This is a genomic window from Solimonas fluminis (assembly GCF_002930645.1).
GTDB classification, from domain to species: domain Bacteria; phylum Pseudomonadota; class Gammaproteobacteria; order Nevskiales; family Nevskiaceae; genus Solimonas_A; species Solimonas_A fluminis.
This window is the reverse complement of sequence record NZ_PSNW01000006.1, coordinates 199,077-217,828: the sequence shown is the minus strand read 5'-3', so window position 1 is coordinate 217,828 and position 18,752 is coordinate 199,077. Positions and strand designations below refer to the sequence as shown.

Sequence of the window (18,752 nt, the reverse complement as noted above, 5' to 3'; positions counted from 1 at the left end):
GCCATTGCCATACGAGACGCCGCACATGCAGGTCGCGTTCTACGCCGAACAGCTCTACTACCTGCCGCAATACCTGCCGGTCATCCAAGCCTTGCGCGCCCGGGGACACCAGGTGGAGGTGATGCTGCGCTTTGACGCGACCGTCCAGACCCTGTTCCCGGATCGTCGCATCCCCGGACTGCCGGAGGTGCGGCTGGTCGACAGCACCGTCGACGCCTACGCGCAACTGCGGCGGCTGGCTCCGGACTGGGCCGTGTTCGGCAGCTACCTGGACGAGAAGGAAAACCTGGCGCCCGGCACGCGTACCGCGCTGGTGTATCACGGCATCGGCGTGAAGAACGTGCTGTTCGATCCGCGGCTCGACCGCTTCGACCTGCGCTTCGTGGAATCCCAGCGCGTGCTGGATGAATTGCTGGAGCGGAATCCGGCGCTGAGGCCGAAACTGGCGCTGGTGGGTTTCGCCAAGCTCGATCCGCTGTTTTCCCGGGAAGCCTCGCCGGCGAGTCGGGGAGAGGGGCCTACCGTGCTGTATGCACCGACCTTCTACCCCTCGTCGCTGGAACTGATGCCGCGGCAGCTCTCCACGCTGCTGCCGGGGGCCCGATGGATCGTGAAGCCGCACTTTTTCAGCTGGACCATCGACAAGTATGCCGCCCAGCGCCGTCGCCTGCGGGCATGGGCAGAGCAGCCGAACGTGGAAGTCCTGGGGGCGCAGCACTACAACCTGGTCCCGCTGATGGCTCGCGCCGACGTCCTGGTCAGCGATGCGTCCAGCGCGCTGTTCGAATTCGCCGCGCTGCGCCGGCCGGTGGTGTGGTGCCGGTTCCAGAAGCTGCGCTGGAATTATCGCGGCCTTTTCAGCTGGCGGCTCAAGGACCGGATCGATCCCCAGACCCATCGCTACGAGGCGATCGCGAGCTGCATCGACCGCGCCAGCCAGCTGCCCGGTGCGCTCGAAGCCCTGCTGCGCCAGCCCTACCACCCCAGCGAGGAACGCGAGGACCTTGTCGAGTACCTGATCGGCCAGCGCGACGGGCGCGTGTCGGAACGGATCGTGGACCAACTCGAACAGCGCAGCGGCTGACCCTTGCCTGCAGCCCGGCGCAATCCGGGTACCGTTACGACGGCGACGGCGAACCCTGGCTGATCGCCTGGTCGTCCCGGCGGAAGTCCCAGACCTTCACCGGCGTCCGCCACTCCCCGTAGCGGGCCCCGAGATAGGCCTCGGTCTCCGCCGGAACCGTGTATTCGACGCCCCTGAAGGTCAGCTGGCCGAGCGACCGGTAGAAGCGACCGTCCACCGATTTGTGGACCGCATTCTTTTCACCCACGATCCACTCGTAGCGATCGCCGGAAGCGTACTTGATGAAAAGGTCCATCAGCAGATCGCCGCGCCAGAAGAGATACTTGCGGCTGCGGATCTTGATCAGCCGGACCGCCCCGGCCGGGATGACGCCCATGGCACTGCGGGCCCTCTTCACGGAGACCTTGTACCCGGCCAGGCGGAAGCGATAGAGCCTTGCTTCCAGGCGGGGCAGCTGATCCTCGGTCACGACCAGGTCCATGTCGTCGTCCCAGGGCAGCAGGCGATCCTCCCGCACGATCCCGAGCAGGGTGCCACCGTCGAGGCCGTAGCGAATGCCGATCTTGCCGAGCAACCGCGTCACGTCGGCCAGCATCGCCTCGGCATCCCGGGCGACCTTCCCCTCCAGCTTGATGCTACCGCCCATCTGCCTGCTCGAATCGGTCAAGGATGCCGCGCAGCTTCGAGCTCGAGGTATGCGTGGTGTAGGGCAGATAGACGATATCCACGCCGACCTCCTGGAACTTCGCCTCCAACCCGTTCCAGCGCGCGCTGTTCCTCCAGTCGTCGCCGACGAACATCACGTTGAACTTGAAGTTGTTCCAGGCTTCCCACTTGTCGTAGTTGACCTGCGGGACAACGCTGTCGACCCAGCGCAGGCCCTCGATGATCGAGAGCCGCTCGGCAAAGGGGATGATCGGCGTCCTTCCCTTGCCTGCTTCGGACAGCTCGTCGGTGGTCACGCCGACGATCAGATAATCGCATTCCAGCCGCGCCCGGCGCAGCAAGTTGAGGTGACCGACATGGAACAGGTCCCAGACCCCCGTCGTGTAGCCGACTTTCTTCACTTTCCCCGATGCCCCCTGACGCATTCCGCATGCCATCGGCCTGAACGGCCGTCAAGTGGAACAGCCGCCTCTTTCCACCTGCGATGCATGCCCCCCGGCCCGGCGCTGCGACAGCCAGCGCCAAGCCGCCCCCTCCAGCAATGCCGATCCCCCGACCGGCAGAGCAATTGTAGCGGCTGCGGCGCTTGGAAACCGTGCACTAGCGCGCTATTGTTCCGGCTGCCAAACGGCAGCCACGCCCCTTGCAGGCCAGCCTCCACGCATGCCGCGGCTCGAGGACAGTCCCCGCCGGCAGCGGTCCTGCCGAGTGGAGAGCGCCGACGAAGGCATGGCGCCAATACACAAAAAAACCAGGACACCCGGGCAATCCCCGACTACAGGTACACGGATGCGGCGAGTCATTACCTTCGGCACCTTCGACGTCCTCCACGTCGGCCACATCCTGATCCTGGAGCGCGCGCGCGCGCTCGGCGACCACCTCACGGTGGGCGTGTCCTCCGATGAGCTGAACTACAGCAAGAAGCAGCGCTATCCGATCTACCGGCAGGCCGACCGGATTCGCATCATCGAGTCCCTGCGCAGCGTCGATCAGGTGTTCGTCGAGGAATCGCTGGAACTGAAGGCGGACTACATCCGGCAGTACGATGCGCAGGTGCTGGTGATGGGCGACGACTGGAAGGGTCGTTTCGATCACCTCATGCCGCTCTGCGAGGTGATCTACCTGCCGCGCACCCCGTCGGTCTCGACGACCGAGATCATCGAGATCGTACGGCGCGGCAACTAGGAACCGGCGGGGCGAATCCCGCCAGGCTACAGGTCGCCGACCACGGTTCCCTCGTTCACCGCACAGTTCCACTGCCTGACCGGAGTCCGCCAGTCGCCGTACTTCAGCGACAGGTACTCTTCATGGGCCAGCGGGATTGCCAGCTTCCTGTCGTGGAAGCTGATCCAGCCGCAGCCTTGATAGAACCGGGCCGGGGCGCGCATGACTTTCTTCTTTGCCGTCCAGAATACGTCCTGGCCCACCTGATACTTCGGGAAGACGTCCAGGCAAAGGCTGCCGCGCAGGAAGATCCAGCGGCGGTTGCGGATCTTGATGATGCGGATCTGGCCGCTCTTCCAGCCCACGCCGTCCCGTTCGAACCGATGCACGCTGACCCGCCAGCCGCGCAGCCGCAGCGGCCATGCCGCGCGCTTCACGAAGGCCTCGGCCAGCTCCGAGGACAGCGAGATATCCAGGTCATCGTCCCAGGGAATCAGGTCGCCGTCCCGCACCAGGCCCAGCAGGGTCCCCCCCTCCAGGTGATACTGCATGCCCAGCGCCTCCAGCTGTGCCGTCACGTCCGACAGCAGCTTCCTGGCCCGCAGATAACGCTTTCCCTCGATCGGCATGCCGAAATCCCTGATTGCTGATTGTGATCGTTAGTTGTCTTTCCGGCAGCGCCACCGCCCCGCCGCTTCCCGCTCGAACCAGCCGGAGCCTCCATCCGCGAACCGCCCCGCAGCTTCCGGTCAATCCCGCACATCGACCAGCAACTGCCTCCAGATCGCCCGGACCGCCTCCCGTTCCGCCGCGAAGCGGTCGGCCGGTGCCTGTGCCGGCTGGTTCTGCAGCGAGCGGACATGGACAAAGCCACGGTAGGCGCGGTAGCAGTCGATCAACGCCTGCTTGCTGCCGGTGCTGATGCTGCCGGCCCGCTCCAGCGCATCCAGCTGGCGCCAATTGTCGCTGTATTCAACCACGCCCGCATCGCGGCTGGCATCGCGCAGCACCAGGTACTGGGTGACGAATTCGATGTCGATGAGCCCCCCCTCGCCCTGCTTGATGTCCCAGGACTCGGCGCTGGACTTGTCCAGGCTGCCGCGCATCCTGGCGCGCATCTCCACGACCTGGCCACGCAGCGTGGCGACATCGCGCGGGCGGCAGAGGATTTCCTGTCGCACCGCCTCGAAGGCCTCCCCCATCGCTTCCGGACCGGCGATGTAGCGCGCCCGCGTGAGGGCCTGGTGCTCCCAGGTCCAGGCGGAGCTGCGCTGGTAGTCGGCAAAGCCGTCCAGGCTGGTCACCAGCAGGCCGGAGGCGCCGCTGGGCCGCAGCTGCATGTCCACTTCGTAGGCGCGGCCGGCCGGCGTCTGGGTGGCCAGGCTGTTGATCAGGCGCTGGGCCAGGCGGGCATACCAGGCGCCGTTGTTGAGCGGCCGCGCACCACCCTGGCTGTCCTCATCCAGCGCATCGCAGTCGTGCACGAAGACCAGGTCGAGGTCCGAGCCGTAGCCCAGCTCGATGCCGCCAAACTTGCCATAGGCGATCACGCCGAAACCGAAGGGGCTGCCGTCGCGGCGCCGCGGCTCGCCGTACTGGGCCGCCATCTCGGCCCAGGTGAAGCGCAGCGCCTGGGCGACGATGGCCTCCGCCAGCCAGGTCAGCCGGTCGCTGACCTTGACCAGGGGCAGCGCATGCATCAGGTCCGCCGCGGCGATGCGCAGGGTCATCTCCTTCTGGTAGCGGCGCAGCAGGTCCATGGCCGCCTCGGTACCCTGCCCTTCGATCTCCTGCGCGCGCCGGCGCAGGTCCTCGAACAGTTCCTCCTTCTCCGGCGGCGCGTACAGGGTGCGCGGGTCGAGCAGGCTGTCGAGCAGCACCGGCGACTGGGCGATGAAATCGGTGAGCCAGGGGCTGGCGGCGCAGAGCCCGAGCAGTTGCTGGCGCGTGCCGTCGCTCTCGCGCAGCAGCGTCAGGTAGGTGGAGCGGCCGACCACCGCCTGGATGATGCGCAGGGCGCGCTTGAGCGCCACCGCTGGCTGCGGCTGCTGCAGGGCTTCCTCCAGCAGTTGGGCCAGCAGCTGCTGGAGCTTCAGCAGGGTTTCCTCGCGCATGGCTCTTACCAGGCGCAATCCCTTCAGCGTCTCCAGGTCATCGACCAGTTCCTTGGGCGACTGCTGGTACCCTGCCCCGTAGAGGCCGTCGGCGGCATCGCCCGGATCGAGCTGGCCGCTCCAGAGGCCCGCCACCAGCCGCGCCAGCGGCCCTTCGTCACGCCCCTTCTGCGACTCGGCGAACACACGGCCGAACTGTTGCTGCACGAAGCCGCGCACCGCGTCCAGCTCCTCCAGCAGGCCGCACCAGTCGGCGTTGCCCATGGCCGCGCAGAGCGCGGCGCGGCGCGCCTCGTCCGCCGGCAGCGCATGGGCCTGCTCGTCGCCGTACATCTGGATCGCGTTCTCCAGCCGGCGCAGGTAGACATAGCACTCGTCCAGCCGCATCGCCGTCTGCGATGGCAGGTGGCCGGCCTCGCCGAGGTAGCGCAGCACCGGCCGCAGCCGTGCATCGCGCAATGGGGTTTCGTTGCCGCCGCGCACCAGCTGGAAGGACTGCACGATGAACTCCAGCTCGCGGATACCGCCCGGGCCGAGCTTGACGTTGTCGTCCATGCCCTTGCGCTTGACGTCGTCCTCGATCAACCGCTTGAGTTCGCGCAGGCTGCCGATGGCGTTGTAGTCCAGGTAGCGGCGGTAGACGAAGGGCCGCAGCGTGCGCAGCAATGCCTGGCCAGCCTCGATGTCTCCGGCCACCGGCCGCGCCTTGATCAGCGCGTAGCGCTCCCATTCGCGGCCGTGCACCTGGTAGTACTCCTCCATCGCGGCGAAGGACGCCGCCAGCGCCCCGGCCGAACCGAAAGGCCGCAGCATCGTGTCCACCCGGAACACGAAACCGTCCTCGGTGCGGGCCGACAGCAGCTTGCCGGTCTCCTGCGTCAGCCGGCCGAAGTACTCGCCGTTGCTCAGCGGCCGCGCGCCGTCGGTCTCGCCTCCCTGCGTGTAGCAGAAGATCAGGTCGATGTCGGAGGAGAAGTTCAGCTCGCGCCCGCCGAGCTTGCCCATGCCCAGCACCACCGGGCGGCTTTCCCCGCCGCGTTCGTCCAGCGGCCGTCCGTGGCGGCCCTGCAGCCGGCGCTCGGCAAAGCGCAGGGCCGCCTCGCAGCAGGCGTCGGCGAGGTCGGAGAGATCGCCCAGCGTCTCGTCCAGCGGCGCCCAGCCGGCCAGGTCGCGGAAGGCGATGCGCGCCATGTCCTCGCGCCGCAGCCGGCGCAGCGCCCGCTGCATGTCGGCCTCCTCGGCCAGCTCCCGCGTCGCCTCCCGGATGCGCCCGGCCGTCTGCCCCGGCTCGCGGACGCGGCGCAGCTCCTCCAGGGCCATGCCCCGGTCCAGCATCCAGGCCAGCGCCTCCGCCACGAAGGGACTGGCGGCGCAGGCGCGAACCGCCGCCTCGGCGAGCGCGGCATCCTGGGCCCGGAGACGGGCCAGCAGCTCCGCCGTGCCGCTCACAACGAGGGCACGCGGCCGAACCAGGGCAGCGCGCGCTCCAGCTGCGCCGCCAGGCGCAGCAAGCGCCCCTCCTCGCCGAATGGCGCCACGAACTGCAGTCCCAGCGGCAGCCCCTCCGCGGTCTGGTACAGCGGCACCGACATCGACGGCGTCCCGGTGAGGTTCGACAACTGCGTGAACGGCACCTTGGCCAGGCTCTCGGTGGCGATCTGCTCCACCATGCCGCTGCGCAGCAGCAGGCCGCCGCCGCGCAGCCCCAGCACCAGCTTCTGCGCCGCGCGCAGCGCCGCCGGCTGGTCCAGCTCGCCGATGCGCACCGGCGGGCAGGCCAGCGTCGGCGTCAGGTACAGGTCATGGCTCTGGAAGAAGCGGCCGAGGGCGCGGGCGAAGTCGTTCCACAGGCGGCGCCGGCGCACGTACTCCCCGGCATCCAGGGCGCGGCCGGCCTGGGCGAAGACGCGGGTGTCCGGCTCGAATTCGCTCTCGGCGCAGCCGGTCAGCGCGCGGATCTCGGCGACGCTGGCCGCGACATTGCCCATGTACATGGTGATGAAGCAGCGCGCCAGCAGCGGTCCATCCACCTGCGGCTCCGCCTCCTCGACATGGTGGCCCAGCGACTCCAGCAGCTTCGCGGCCCGCCGCACCGCCTCGACATGCTGCGGGTCCACCGGCGTGCCCAGCGGCGAGCGGGTGCAGAAGGCCACCCGCAGCCGGCCCGGCTCGCGCTGCAGCTCGTCCAGGTACGGCCTCTCCGGCGCGCGGATCTCGAAGGGCGAGCCGACATCCGGACCCTGCAGCGCATCCAGCATCGCGGCGCTGTCGCGCACGCTGCGCGACACCACCAGGTCGCTGTTGGCTCCTTCCCAGGCCTCCCCCATGCGCGGCCCCAGGGGCACGCGGCCGCGCGAGGGACGCAGGCCAAACAGTCCGCAGCAAGCGGCGGGGATGCGGATCGAGCCGCCGCCGTCATTGGCACCCGCCATCGGCACGATGCCGGCCGCCACCGCCGCCGCCGCGCCGCCGGAAGAGCCGCCCGGCGTGTGGTCCAGGTTCCAGGGATTGCGCGTGATACCCCAGGCGCGCGATTCGGTGATGCCCTTCAGCGCCAGTTCCGGCGTGGCCGTCTTGCCGAAGATCACCAGGCCGGCGTCGAGGAAACGCTGCGTGATCGCGGCATGGGAGGGCGCTTTCCAGTCGCGCAGCGGCGTGCAGCCGGAACTGGCCGGAACGCCGCCGTAGTCCTGCACGATGTCCTTGATCAGGAAGGGCACGCCGGCGAACGGCCCCTGCAGCGCCTCGCGCGCCCGGGCGCGGCCGATCTCGTGCATCGGGATGTTGATGGCGTTGATCCTCGGATTGACCTCCGCGGCACGCGCCAGGGCGGCTTCCAGCAGTTCCGCCGCCGTGGTCTCGCCCCGGGCCACCAGCCCGGCCAGGCCCAGTGCGTCATGGCCTGCGTAATCCGCTGCGGAAATCATCGTTCTCCTCCATCCTGAAGTTTTCTGCGCATAGAGTAGCGGCGATCCGCGCCGGCCTTACAATCGCCAGACCGGATTCATCGCCGGATTCATAGAACGACCATGACACGCCCGACCGCCCTGCTCGCCCTGCTGCTGGCCGCCTGCGCCAGCGGACCTACCAAGGAACAACTGCTCACCTTCACGCCGGGCCAGGCCGTGCCGGTGGACCTGGCCGCCCCCCAGCTGGCGAATCAGGTCGGCAAGCGCATCACGCTGTCGGGCCTGCCGCGCCAGCGCGAGGGCAGCTGCCTGGGCGCACCGCCGGTTTCGAACAACGACTGGATGCTGACCGGCGAGACCGAATGCGTCTGGGTCAACGGGCGTGCCGCGGGCGCCTCGATCATGGATATGCGAAACAGCAGCAGCAAGGTGCCGCTGGCGGTGTCCGGCAAGCTGGTCAGGACCAAGGAGGGCGTGCTGGTGCTGATGGCGGAGCGCAACCCGCCGCCCGCTTCCCCGCAGCCGGCGCCCATCCAGCGGCCCCCGGCCGCTCCCGTGCCGGCGGCAGACCCGGCCCCCACGCCGCCGATCCCGGCGCCGCCGCCGGCCGAAGCCGCTCCCGCACCATGGCCGGAGCCGCCTCCGCCACCTTCCGGGGACTACCCGCCCCCGGGCTACTGACCGTCTAGTGGCTGTGGGCCAGCCAGCCCGCGCGGCCGGCGCCGGCCGCTTCCTGCTCGCCGCGGCGCTTCCAGACCTTTTCGTGGAAGTGGTAGGCGACGGTATTGATGCAAGGCTCCACCAGGGCGACCAGGCCGCCGGTCATCCAGCTGCCGGTCATGGCCCACACGACCAGGAACGCGACGCTGATGTGCATCGCACCGAAGCTCAGGGTCTTGATCATGGCGGTTCTCCTGGTTGACTGGATAAAGATGATAATGATTATCAATATTGACGCCATTGATTTGTTCCTATGGCTTCGATTGCCGGGGCCAATCGTCCCGGGCAGGCTCCCGTGACGCTCCCCGAGGCCGCCCTGCTGGCCGGCGCCGCCTTCCTGGCCGGTGGCCTGAATGCCTTGGCCGGCGGCGGCAGCTTCCTGACCCTGCCGGCCCTGATGGCGGCCGGCGTCCCCCCGGTGGCAGCCAACGCCACCGGCACCGCCGCCCTGTTGCCGGGCTACCTCAGCGCCGCCTGGGCCTCGCGGCGCGACCTGCAGGCGCCGGCCGGCCTGGGCCTGCCTTCCCTGCTGGGCCTGGCCCTGCTCGGAGGCAGTGCCGGTGCCGCCCTGCTGCTGCTCACCCCGGACCGCCTGTTCGCCGGCGTCGCGCCGCTGCTGCTGCTGGCGGCGACCCTGCTGTTCGCGCTGCAGCCGGGCCTGCAGCGGGCCCCGGCCGCCGTGCCCCAGGCCATCGCCGCCGCGGTGATACTGGCCGTCTGCGTCTACGGCGGCTACTTCAACGGCGGCCTGGGCATCCTCCTGCTGGCCGCGCTGTCCCTGCTGGGGCTGCGCGAACTCCACCGCGCCAATGCGCTCAAGAACCTCGTGTCCGGCGTGCTCACCGCCATCGCCGTGGTCCTGTACGCCGCCGGTGAGGCCCTGCGCTGGGGCCCGGCGCTGTGGATGATGCTGTTCGCCACCGCCGGCGGCTATGCCGGAGCGCGCTGGGCAAGCCGCATCCCGCCGGCGCGGCTGCGTGCCTTCATCGTGCTGACGGGGCTGGTCATGGCCGCCCTGATCGCCCTGCGCCTGCGGCAGGCCGTGGCGGCATGACCATTGGGAATGCCGGCGCAAATCAAGGATGATGGGCGCCGGTCCGCGCCATGGTCAGGAGATCAGTCTTTTGAGGGACGAAGTGCATTACTTGCAGGACACCATCGCGCGGCGGTGGCCGCAGACCAAGGTCCTGATCCTGGGTGACGTCATCCTGGACAAGTACGTCTACGGCCACGTCGAGCGCATCTCCCCCGAGGCGCCCGTGCCGGTGGTGCGTGCCGACCGCAGCAGCGAACAGCCGGGCGGCGCGGCCAACGTCGCCATGAACGTCGTCGCCATGGGGGCCCGGGCCACGCTGGTCGGATTCACCGGACGCGATGCGGACCGCGAACTGCTGGAGCGGCAACTGGCCGCCGCTGGAGTGGACAGCGCCCTGGTTGCGGTGGACGGTACGCCCACCACCGCCAAGCTGCGCGTGCTGGCCGGCCAGCACCAGGTCGTGCGGCTGGACCATGAATCCACCGCCGAGCGCCCCGCCCCGGCCTACGAGGAACTGCTGCAGCGCTTCGAGGCCGCGCTGGCCTCGGCCCAGGTCGTGATCCTCTCCGACTACGCCAAGGGCGTGCTGACCAAGACCGTGTGCCAGCGCGCCATCGCCCTGGCCCGCAAGGCCGGGGTGCCGGTGCTGGTGGACCCCAAGACCCGCGACTTCTCGCGCTACGCCGGTGCCACCACCATCTGCCCCAACCGCGGCGAACTGGCGCTGGCCACCGGCGTCCACGGCGATGTCGAGGAAGAGCTGAACCACGGCCAGCGCTACGTCGAGCAGCTGGGCCTGTCGCATCTCACGGTCACCATGAGCGAGAAGGGCATCTGCCTGCTGTGGCCGGACCGCCGCCACCATGCGCCGGCCGTCGCCCGCCAGGTCTTCGATGTGTCGGGTGCCGGCGATACCGTGATCGCCACGCTGGCGCTCTGCGCCGCCAGCGGCGTGCCGCCGGAGCAGGCCGCCAGCCTCGCCAACCTCGCCGCCGGCATCGTCGTGGCCAAGGTCGGCACCGTGCCGGCCTCGGCCGGCGAGCTGCTGTCGGAACTGCGCGCCCGGAACAAGGACGGCTCGGACCTCAAGGCCATGAGCCTGCCCGAGCTGGCCGAGAAGGTCGCCGCCTGGCAGGCCGCGGGCGACAAGGTCGTGTTCACCAATGGCTGCTTCGACCTGGTCCATGTCGGCCACGTCACCCTGCTGGAACAGTGCCGCGAATTCGGCACCCGGCTGGTGGTGGGCATCAACAGCGACGCCTCGGTCTCCCGGCTCAAGGGGCCCACCCGCCCGATCATCGGCGAACAGCAGCGCGCCCGCCTGCTGTCGGCGCTGGCGGCGACCGACGCCGTCGTGATCTTCGACGAGCCCACGCCGATCGACGTGATCAAGGCCATCCGGCCCGACGTGCTGGTCAAGGGCGGAGACTACACCGAGGCCACCGTCGTCGGCGCGCCGGAAGTCCGCAGCTGGGGCGGCCGCGTCGAGCTGGTGCCGCTGGTGGAGGGCTTCAGCACCAGCGACATCGTGCGCCGCATCGGCGCGCAGGCCAAGGCCTGATCCACACGTCCGGAGCATTCCCCTGAAGGCCGCATTCCTCGACCGCGATGGCGTGGTCAATGTCGACAAGGGCTATGTCTACCGCTGGGAGGATTTCGAGTTCCTGCCCGGCGCCGTCGGTGCCATGCGGCGGCTATCGGCCGCCGGCTACGCGCTGGTGATCGTCACCAACCAGTCCGGCATCGCCCGCGGCATGTACACCGAGCCGCAGTACGAACAGCTGACGGCCCGCCTGCAGCAGGCGCTGGAGGCAGACGGCGTGCGCCTGGCCGCCGTCTACCATTGCCCGCACCTGCCCGGCGGCAAGGTCGCGGCCTACGCGCGCGACTGCGACTGCCGCAAGCCCGCGCCGGGCATGCTGCGGCGCGCCCAGCAGGACCTGGGCATCGACATGGCCGCCTCGCTGATGGTGGGCGACAAGCCCTCCGACATCGAGGCCGCCCGCGCCGCCGGCGTCGGCCGCGCCTATCTCGTCGGTGACGCCCGGGCGCCCGCCGACGGACGCTTCGACAGCCTGGCCGGTTGCGTCGACGCCCTGCTCGCGGAACCGGCATGAACTCCGGCACGACAGCGGAGCAGACGCAGGCCCGCCTGCGCGAGGCAGCCGACTGGTCGCGCTGGTGGCTGTTCGACGCCGCCCTGCCGCTGTGGTGGGAGGCCGGGGCCGACCACGCTGGCGGCGGCTTCCATGAAAAGCTCGACCTGCACGGCCGCCCCGTGGGCTTTCCGACGCGCGTACGCGTGCAGTCTCGGCAGGTCTACGCCTACGCCGAGGCTGGGCGCCTCGGCTGGCAGGGCCCCTGGCGCGAGGCGATGCAGCACGCCCTGTCCTTCATGCTGCGCGAGTACCCGCGCGGCGACGGCCTGTTCCGCAGCAACCGCGGCGGCGGCGAAGCCGACCTGGACCTCTACGACCAGGCCTTCGTGCTGTTCGCCCTGGCCCATGCCTATGACATGGAGGGCCAGCCGCCGGAACTGCTGGCCACGGCGCGCGCATTGCTGGCGCGCATGGACAGCCTGCTTGCCCATCCGCTGGGCGGCTACGAGGAAGCCCGGCCGCGCCGCCTGCCATTGCGCTCCAATCCGCACATGCACCTGCTGGAGGCCCTGCTGGCCTGGGTGGAACTGGGCGTGGACGCGCCATTCCGCGAACGCGCGGCGCAGGTCCTGGAACTGTGCCGCCGGTACATGATCGATCCCGCCAGCGGCGCCGTGGGCGAGTTCTTCGACGGCGACTGGCGCTTCGCCGCCGGTGCCGAAGGCGGACTGCGCGAACCTGGCCACCAGTTCGAGTGGGCCTTCCTGCTGGATCTGTCGCGGCGCCTGCTGGGCGCCGACTGCGAGGAGCAGGGTCATGCGCTGATGGCCTTCGGCCTGCGCCATGGCATCCACGCCGGGCGCGGCGTCACCCTGGCCGGGCTCGACGCCGCCGGAACCGTCACCGACGGCCGCGCCCGCCTCTGGGCGCAGACCGAACGCCTGCGCGCCAGCCTGGTCCTGGCGGAGGCGCCGGGCGCCGACGCCCCGGTGCTCCACCAAGACGCGCTGGCGGCGTTCGCCACGCTGCAGCATTTCCTTGCCACGCCGCGGCGTGGGCTGTGGTGGGAGTGGATGGACGCGCAGGGCGAATTCATCCGCGACCCGTCGCCCGCCACCTCGCTCTACCATGTCGTCACGGCGATGTCGGAACTGTGCCGGCGGTATCCGCCCTACCCTTGATCCGTCATGCCGGTGGTGCCTGTCCCTAGCTGCGGAAGATGAAGTACACCGCACCGCACATGCAGAGCCCCGCCCACAGGTAGTCCAGCTTGATCGGCTGCTTCATGTACAGCACCACGAACGGCACGAACACGCTCAGCGTGATGACTTCCTGCAGGATCTTCAGCTGCGGCAGCGTCAGCGCGGTATAGCCGATGCGATTGGCAGGCACCTGCAGCAGGTATTCGAACAGGGCAATGCCCCAACTCAGCAGCGCCGCGATGATCCAGGGCTTGTCGCGCAGGTCCTTCAGGTGCGCGTACCAGGCCACGGTCATGAAGATGTTGGACAGGATCAGCAGGCCGGTCGTCTGGCCAATGACGGTCCAGTTCATCGTTACTCCCCGAAAAGACAGAGGCGGCAGGAGCGCCATCCATGGCGGGGCCCCGCCCCAAAGGAAAAAGCCCCGCGATGCGGGGCTTTTTTATACCTCATTACCTCAGTCGTCGTTGGCGACGCCGAGGATGTGCAGCAGGCTGGTGAACAGGTTGTAGATCGATACATACAGCGTGGTGGTGGCCAGGATGTAGTTGGTCTCGCCGCCGTTCACGATCTCGCCGGTCTGGTACAGGATGATGCCGCAGGCGAACAGGGCGAACAGGGCCGACAACGCCAGGTGCAGCGGCTGCAGGTAGAAGCCGAACAGCGAGGCACCCAGCATCACCAGGCTTGCCACCAGCAGCAGGATCATGCCGCTGAACAGGAAGGCGCGCATGAAGCTGAAGTCGCGCCTGGTCTTCACCGCATAGGCCGACAGGCCGACGAAGATCGCGCCGGTCATGCCCAGGGCCAGCATGACGTTCTGCGCACCGTTGGCCATGCCCAGGTAGCGGTTGATGATCGGCCCCAGGCCGAAGCCGAGCAGGCCGGTGACGGCGAACACCACCCAGATGCCGGCGGAGGAATTGGCGGTGCGCGGCACCACGAACCACAGCAGGCCCAGCGACACCAGCGAGCACAGCAGGCTGATGCCGTAGCCGACGCCCACCGCCATCGACACGCCGGCCATCAGCGCGCTGAACAGCAGCGTCATCGACAGCAGCAGGTAAGTATTGCGCAGCACCTTGTTGGCGGCGTCGGTGCCGGTATCGCGCACCAGCGGCGTGCCGCGCGGCTGCGCGCCGCTGCTCACCGGGACGGGACGGAGTTCATTGTTCCAGCTCATGGCGGTCTCCTTGGGATCGCGAGAGTTCAGGGGGACGGGATCAGAACGGTATCACGGAGGGCTTGCGCGTGTAATGCAGGTAGCCGACGTTGGCACCGGCGCGCAGGCCCACGCCGGTGCGCATCGGCGCCAGCACGATGTTGCCGCTCTGCTGGTAGTTCACGCCGATGCCGGCGGCCAGGTAGAGGCTGCCCTCCACGCCCGGGAAGCGCTGGAACAACTGCGCCGTGTTTCGCAGGTTGTAGACCAGCGTCACCGTCTTGGAGGCGTTGCCGCCCCAGTCCCAGCCCACCGAAGGGCCCTGCCAGTACACCGGCATGCTGTCGCCACCTTTGTACTGCAGCGTGCCGCGGCCATAGCGCGCGCCGACCACCACGGCGGCGGAACCCTCCTCGCCGATGATGTAGGCATTGGGGCGGCCATAGCGGGCAAAGACCTTCTCCACCGCCTGCGCCACATCGCCGGAGGCCTTGCCGAAGAACTTCGAGGCCTCGGCCACGATCTCCTCGCTGGAATAGGTTTCCTGGCTGACCTGGGCGTCCGCCGGCGTCGCCTCCGGCGGCACCGTGGTTTCCGGCACCGGCGCGGGCTCGGCCTGGGACGGCGGGGTTGCGGCCTGGCTGGAACTGATCGGCTCCATGCCCTGGCAGGCGGCGAGCAGCAGCACGGCGGGCAGCAGGATGAGGGATCGCATGCGGTGAGGCTCCTGGTCTGGGGCGATGTCGCTGAATTCTGCGTCAAGCAGACCCTGCAGGCCAGCGGAAAGTTCCGCCGATACCACCGCAAGTAGCTGAAAACACTATGACAAGAATTTTCCAGGGGCAGTGTCCCTACGGCAATAGCCATTGTCGGCGCCGCTTTCGATAATTCTCCTTGTCCAGACCTTTTCCTCTAGGAGTACCCTCATGAAGTACGGCCGCCGCGTTGCCATCATCGGTGGTTCGCGCATCCCCTTCGCGCGTTCCAACACCGCCTACTCCACCAAGTCCAACCAGGACATGCTGACCGCCGCCCTCAAGGGCCTGGTCGACAAGTACCAACTCCATGGCGAGCGCATCGGTGAAGTGCAGGCCGGCGCCGTGCTCAAGCACTCGCGCGACTTCAACCTGACCCGCGAATCCGTGCTGTCGTCCGGCCTGGCGCCCGAGACCGCCGCCGCCGACGTGCAGATGGCCTGCGGCACGGGCCTGGCCGCCGCCATCAACATCGCCAACAAGATCGCCCTGGGCCAGATCGAGTCCGGCATCGCCGGCGGCGTGGACACCACCTCCGACGCGCCGATCGCCGTGGGGGAGAAGCTGCGCAAGATCCTGCTCGAGGTGAACCGCGCCAAGACCGGCGGCCAGCGCCTGGCCGCGCTCGCCAAGTTCCGCCCGGCCATGCTGGCCCCGGCGATCCCGACCAACGGCGAGCCGCGCACGCGCATGAGCATGGGCGAGCACTGCGAAGTCATGGTCAAGGAATGGAAGATCCCGCGGGAGGCGCAGGACCAGCTGGCCTTCGAATCGCACCAGAAGGCGGCCCGTGCCTGGGAGTCCGGCTTCTACGCCGACCTCGTGGTGCCCTTCGCCGGCCTGGAGCGCGACAACAACCTGCGCCCGGACATCTCGATCGAGAAGATCTCCACGCTCGGCCCCGCCTTCGACCGCAAGTCCGGCCAGGGCACGCTGACCGCCGCCAACTCCACCCCGCTGACCGACGGCGCCTCCGCCGTGCTGCTGGCCTCCGAGGACTGGGCCAAGGCCCACGGCTTCGAGCCGCAGGCCTATCTGACCCACGTCGAAACCGCCGCGGTGGACTTCGTCAACAAGAAGGAAGGCCTGCTGATGGCCCCGGCCTACGCCGTGCCGCGCATGCTGGAGCGCGCCGGCATCAGCCTGCAGGACTTCGACTTCTACGAGATCCACGAAGCCTTCGCCGGCCAGGTGCTCTGCACCCTCAAGGCCTGGGAAGACCCCAAGTTCTGCAAGGAGCGCCTGGGCCTGTCCAAGCCGCTGGGTTCCATCGACCGTTCGCGCATGAACATCAAGGGCTCCAGCCTCGCGGCCGGCCACCCCTTCGCCGCGACCGGCGGCCGCATCCTGGCCACGCTGGCCAAGATCATCGCCGAGAACGGCCACAAGGGCCGCGGCCTGATCTCCATCTGCGCCGCCGGCGGCCAGGGCGTGGTGGCGATCGTCGAAGGAAAGTAAGCCTCTCGCAGGATTCAGCGAGAAAGGCCCGCTCCGGCGGGCCTTTCTCGTTCAGCGCGACAAGCCGGTCCGCAATGCGTCGAACACGATGGCGGAACGCTCCAGGCGTTCCATGTCGCTGCCGTCCGATCCGATGCCCGCAAGCAGTGCGGCGATTCCGGCCGTTTCATCGCGGCCATATTTGCCGTCCTTCAGGTCGAGGTCGTGGATGATCTCGCCGATGGCCAGCAGGGCCGGCTCCTCAAGGCCGAAACGCTGCAGCAGGGTCTCGAAACTGCAGCGGTCGCCCTCGTGGGTGAATTCGGCCGAGGCCATGTCGAATCCAAGCTCCCCTTCCTCGGGCCGGTAGTCCGCCTCCTCCACGAAGCGGAAGCGTGCCTGCGGATCGATGGCACGCCGGATCAGCCAGGCGCAGGCCATGCGATCGACGCGGATATCGCGGCGGGTGACCCAGGTGCGCTCCCGATACTGATCGAGCCGCCCGCCCGCCGCAGGGGCGGTGCCGTCGGCCAGCGCCGCCTCCAGTCGCCGCAGCAACGATGTCACCGCTGCCCGGCCCTGCGCCCCGAAATAGTCCAGCGCCTCGACCTGCGCCAGCCGCTTCTGCAGCCGCCGCAGCGAATGGCGCAGTTCATCGCGCCGCTCCGGCGCGGCCGGCAGTTCCAGCAGTTCCCTCGCTTCGTCGGCAATCTGGACATAGTCGCTATCGCGGGCGGCCCGGAACAACCCGTGAAGCTGCTCATCGCTGAGCCCGTCGACAAAGCGCGCCTCGCACACGGTCGCCTCGCCACCCAGGCTCTCGATCTCCTTCTGCAGCCACTGGAAATCCTCGCGGGTCTGCTCGTTGCCCGGCAGCACATAGACGGAATTCTTGATGGCGACGGCACCCAGGGCCTGCAGGCGGCGCCAGACCTTCACGCGCGAGTAGTCGGGTTTGGGGGGTAGCTGATGGATCAGCAGCAGCCATTTTTCTGAAGTCATGATTCAACAGTATCATTAATTTTGATACAGTTGATTCAATCCATCTGCCTTGAACCCATGGCCGCCCCTTCCGCTCCCGCCCCCAGCTTCCGCGAGGCCTTCCTGGTCTGGCTCAAGATCGGCTTCCTCAGCTTCGGCGGCCCCGCCGGCCAGATCGCGCTGATGCACCGCATGCTGGTGGACGAGCGCAAGTGGATCTCCGAGACCCGGTTCCTGCACGCGCTCAACTACTGCATGCTGCTGCCCGGCCCCGAGGCCCAGCAGCTCGCCACCTATGTCGGCTGGCTGCTGCACAAGACCTGGGGCGGCATCGTCGCCGGCCTGCTGTTCGTGCTCCCGGGATTCGTCCTGATGGTGGCCATCGCCGCGGTCTACGTGATCTACGGCGAGCTGGGCTGGGTGCAGGGCCTGCTCTACGGCATGCAGGCGGCGACGCTGGCCATCGTCATCGAGGCCGTGATCCGCGTCGGCAAGAAGGCACTGAAGACCCGCGCCCTGTGGTGGCTGGCCGGCATCGCCTTCCTGGCGATCTTCGCCCTGCACATCCCTTTCCCGCTGATCGTCCTCGGAGCGGCCATGGCCGGCCTGGCTGCTGCGCGGTGGGCCCCTCGATGGATGCCGGCACCGCCCAGGGCCGGCGACGAGGACCACGATCCGGTGCCGGCGCACGCGCATCCCTCGCAACCGGCGTGGACGCTGAAGCTGCTGCTGGCCGGCGCCGCGCTCTGGGGCCTGCCGCTGCTGCTCCTGCTGCTGGTCCTCGGCGCGCAGCACGTCTTCACGCAGGAGGCCGTGTTCTTCAGCAAGATGGCCGTGGTCACCTTCGGCGGTGCCTACGCCGTGCTGGCCTACATGACGCAGCAGGCGGTGGACCGCTACGGCTGGCTGGCGCCCGGCGAGATGGTGCAGGGCCTGGCACTGGCGGAGACCACGCCGGGCCCGCTGATCCTGGTGCTGACCTACGTCGGCTTCCTGGGCGCCTACCGCGATCCCGGCAGCCTTGATCCCCTGCTGTCCGGCGTGCTCGGCGCCACGCTCTCCACCTGGGTCACCTTCGTCCCCTGCTTCCTGTGGATCTTCCTGGGCGCCCCCTACATCGAGCGCCTGCGCGGCAACCCGCAGCTCAACGCCGCGCTCACCGGCATCACCGCCGCCGTGGTCGGCGTGATCCTGAACCTGTCGATCTGGTTCGCCCTGCACGTGCTGTTCCGCCAGGTCGGCAGCTGGCAGGCCGGCCCGCTGCGCCTGCCCGCCCCCGAGCTTGCCTCCCTGGACCTGCCCGCGCTGCTGCTCGGCGCCGGCGCCATGCTGGCGATGCTGCGTTTCCGTGTGGGGCTGCTCAAGGCACTGGCGGCCTGCGCGGCCTTGGGCCTGGCACTGAAGCTGACGGGGCTGGCCTAGG

General features: G+C 68.9%; 19 protein-coding genes. 9 read left to right on the top strand and 10 right to left on the bottom strand.

Annotated features, from left to right (window positions below; genetic code table 11):
• The first annotated feature begins 25 nt into the window (after positions 1-25).
• Positions 26-1,084 (top strand): CDP-glycerol glycerophosphotransferase family protein, encoded by a 1,059-nt coding sequence (locus C3942_RS12755; RefSeq protein ID WP_104230720.1) that lies wholly within the window; start codon positions 26-28, stop codon positions 1,082-1,084.
• A gap of 34 nt (positions 1,085-1,118) precedes the next feature.
• Here the strand turns inward: C3942_RS12755 and C3942_RS12750 are convergent, their stop codons facing one another.
• Both C3942_RS12750 and C3942_RS12745 read right to left on the bottom strand, forming a co-directional pair.
• On the bottom strand, positions 1,119-1,730 hold the full coding sequence (locus C3942_RS12750) for a LicD family protein (protein ID WP_104230719.1): 612 nt from the start codon (positions 1,728-1,730) through the stop codon (positions 1,119-1,121).
• Entirely contained in the window at positions 1,720-2,151 is a 432-nt protein-coding gene (locus C3942_RS12745; protein WP_104230718.1) for an FAD synthase family protein, read from the bottom strand. The genes C3942_RS12750 and C3942_RS12745 overlap by 11 nt, the downstream gene beginning before the upstream one ends.
• Positions 2,152-2,539: 388 nt before the next feature.
• Between C3942_RS12745 and C3942_RS12740 the strand changes: the two genes are divergently transcribed.
• Positions 2,540-2,935 (top strand): FAD synthase family protein, encoded by a 396-nt coding sequence (locus tag C3942_RS12740; protein WP_104230717.1) that lies wholly within the window; start codon positions 2,540-2,542, stop codon positions 2,933-2,935.
• Positions 2,936-2,961: 26 nt separating this feature from the next.
• Here the strand turns inward: C3942_RS12740 and C3942_RS12735 are convergent, their stop codons facing one another.
• From C3942_RS12735 to C3942_RS12725, 3 genes are all read right to left on the bottom strand, one after another.
• Positions 2,962-3,543, bottom strand: coding sequence for a LicD family protein (locus C3942_RS12735; protein WP_104230716.1), 582 nt, complete (start codon positions 3,541-3,543; stop codon positions 2,962-2,964).
• Between the two features lie 120 nt (positions 3,544-3,663).
• Positions 3,664-6,477 carry a bifunctional [glutamate--ammonia ligase]-adenylyl-L-tyrosine phosphorylase/[glutamate--ammonia-ligase] adenylyltransferase gene (gene glnE, locus C3942_RS12730; RefSeq protein WP_104230715.1) on the bottom strand — a complete coding sequence of 938 codons (2,814 nt, stop codon included), beginning with the start codon at positions 6,475-6,477 and terminating at the stop codon, positions 3,664-3,666.
• Positions 6,474-7,955 carry an amidase gene (locus C3942_RS12725; RefSeq protein WP_104230714.1) on the bottom strand — a complete coding sequence of 494 codons (1,482 nt, stop codon included), beginning with the start codon at positions 7,953-7,955 and terminating at the stop codon, positions 6,474-6,476. The genes glnE and C3942_RS12725 overlap by 4 nt, the downstream gene beginning before the upstream one ends.
• A gap of 102 nt (positions 7,956-8,057) precedes the next feature.
• On the opposite strand from C3942_RS12725, the gene C3942_RS12720 reads away from it, so the two are divergent.
• Entirely contained in the window at positions 8,058-8,618 is a 561-nt protein-coding gene (locus tag C3942_RS12720) for a hypothetical protein (RefSeq protein WP_104230713.1), read from the top strand.
• Between the two features lie 4 nt (positions 8,619-8,622).
• Here the strand turns inward: C3942_RS12720 and C3942_RS12715 are convergent, their stop codons facing one another.
• Entirely contained in the window at positions 8,623-8,841 is a 219-nt protein-coding gene (locus tag C3942_RS12715) for a DUF2061 domain-containing protein (RefSeq protein ID WP_104230712.1), read from the bottom strand.
• Positions 8,842-8,952: 111 nt separating this feature from the next.
• On the opposite strand from C3942_RS12715, the gene C3942_RS12710 reads away from it, so the two are divergent.
• From C3942_RS12710 to C3942_RS12695, 4 genes are all read left to right on the top strand, one after another.
• On the top strand, positions 8,953-9,711 hold the full coding sequence (locus tag C3942_RS12710; protein ID WP_207766074.1) for a sulfite exporter TauE/SafE family protein: 759 nt from the start codon (positions 8,953-8,955) through the stop codon (positions 9,709-9,711).
• A gap of 82 nt (positions 9,712-9,793) precedes the next feature.
• Positions 9,794-11,254: a bifunctional D-glycero-beta-D-manno-heptose-7-phosphate kinase/D-glycero-beta-D-manno-heptose 1-phosphate adenylyltransferase HldE gene (gene hldE, locus C3942_RS12705; protein WP_207766073.1), complete on the top strand. Its 1,461-nt coding sequence runs from the start codon at positions 9,794-9,796 to the stop codon at positions 11,252-11,254.
• Between the two features lie 16 nt (positions 11,255-11,270).
• Positions 11,271-11,810, top strand: coding sequence for a D-glycero-beta-D-manno-heptose 1,7-bisphosphate 7-phosphatase (gene gmhB / locus C3942_RS12700; protein ID WP_104230710.1), 540 nt, complete (start codon positions 11,271-11,273; stop codon positions 11,808-11,810).
• The gene (locus tag C3942_RS12695; protein ID WP_207766071.1) at positions 11,807-12,973 is read left to right on the top strand and encodes an AGE family epimerase/isomerase; all 1,167 of its coding nucleotides are present in this window, start codon (positions 11,807-11,809) and stop codon (positions 12,971-12,973) included. Before gmhB ends, C3942_RS12695 begins: the two co-directional genes overlap by 4 nt.
• Positions 12,974-12,998: 25 nt before the next feature.
• Here C3942_RS12695 and C3942_RS12690 read toward each other — a convergent pair whose 3' ends face one another.
• From C3942_RS12690 to C3942_RS12680, 3 genes are all read right to left on the bottom strand, one after another.
• Positions 12,999-13,346, bottom strand: coding sequence for a DMT family protein (locus tag C3942_RS12690; RefSeq protein ID WP_104230709.1), 348 nt, complete (start codon positions 13,344-13,346; stop codon positions 12,999-13,001).
• A gap of 105 nt (positions 13,347-13,451) precedes the next feature.
• A complete protein-coding gene (locus C3942_RS12685) occupies positions 13,452-14,177 on the bottom strand; it encodes a Bax inhibitor-1/YccA family protein (protein ID WP_104230708.1) in 726 nt (241 codons plus the stop codon).
• Positions 14,178-14,217: 40 nt separating this feature from the next.
• Positions 14,218-14,871 (bottom strand): DUF1134 domain-containing protein, encoded by a 654-nt coding sequence (locus tag C3942_RS12680; protein WP_243393595.1) that lies wholly within the window; start codon positions 14,869-14,871, stop codon positions 14,218-14,220.
• Between the two features lie 211 nt (positions 14,872-15,082).
• Between C3942_RS12680 and C3942_RS12675 the strand changes: the two genes are divergently transcribed.
• On the top strand, positions 15,083-16,369 hold the full coding sequence (locus tag C3942_RS12675) for an acetyl-CoA C-acetyltransferase (protein ID WP_104230707.1): 1,287 nt from the start codon (positions 15,083-15,085) through the stop codon (positions 16,367-16,369).
• 51 nt (positions 16,370-16,420) lie between these two features.
• Here the strand turns inward: C3942_RS12675 and C3942_RS12670 are convergent, their stop codons facing one another.
• Positions 16,421-17,350, bottom strand: a complete 930-nt coding sequence (locus C3942_RS12670) for a chromate resistance protein ChrB domain-containing protein (protein ID WP_366516615.1) — start codon at positions 17,348-17,350, stop codon at positions 16,421-16,423.
• Positions 17,351-17,407: 57 nt separating this feature from the next.
• Here C3942_RS12670 and chrA point away from each other — a divergent pair, with 57 nt between their 5' ends.
• On the top strand, positions 17,408-18,751 hold the full coding sequence (gene chrA, locus C3942_RS12665; RefSeq protein WP_104230706.1) for a chromate efflux transporter: 1,344 nt from the start codon (positions 17,408-17,410) through the stop codon (positions 18,749-18,751).
• Position 18,752: the final 1 nt, after the last annotated feature.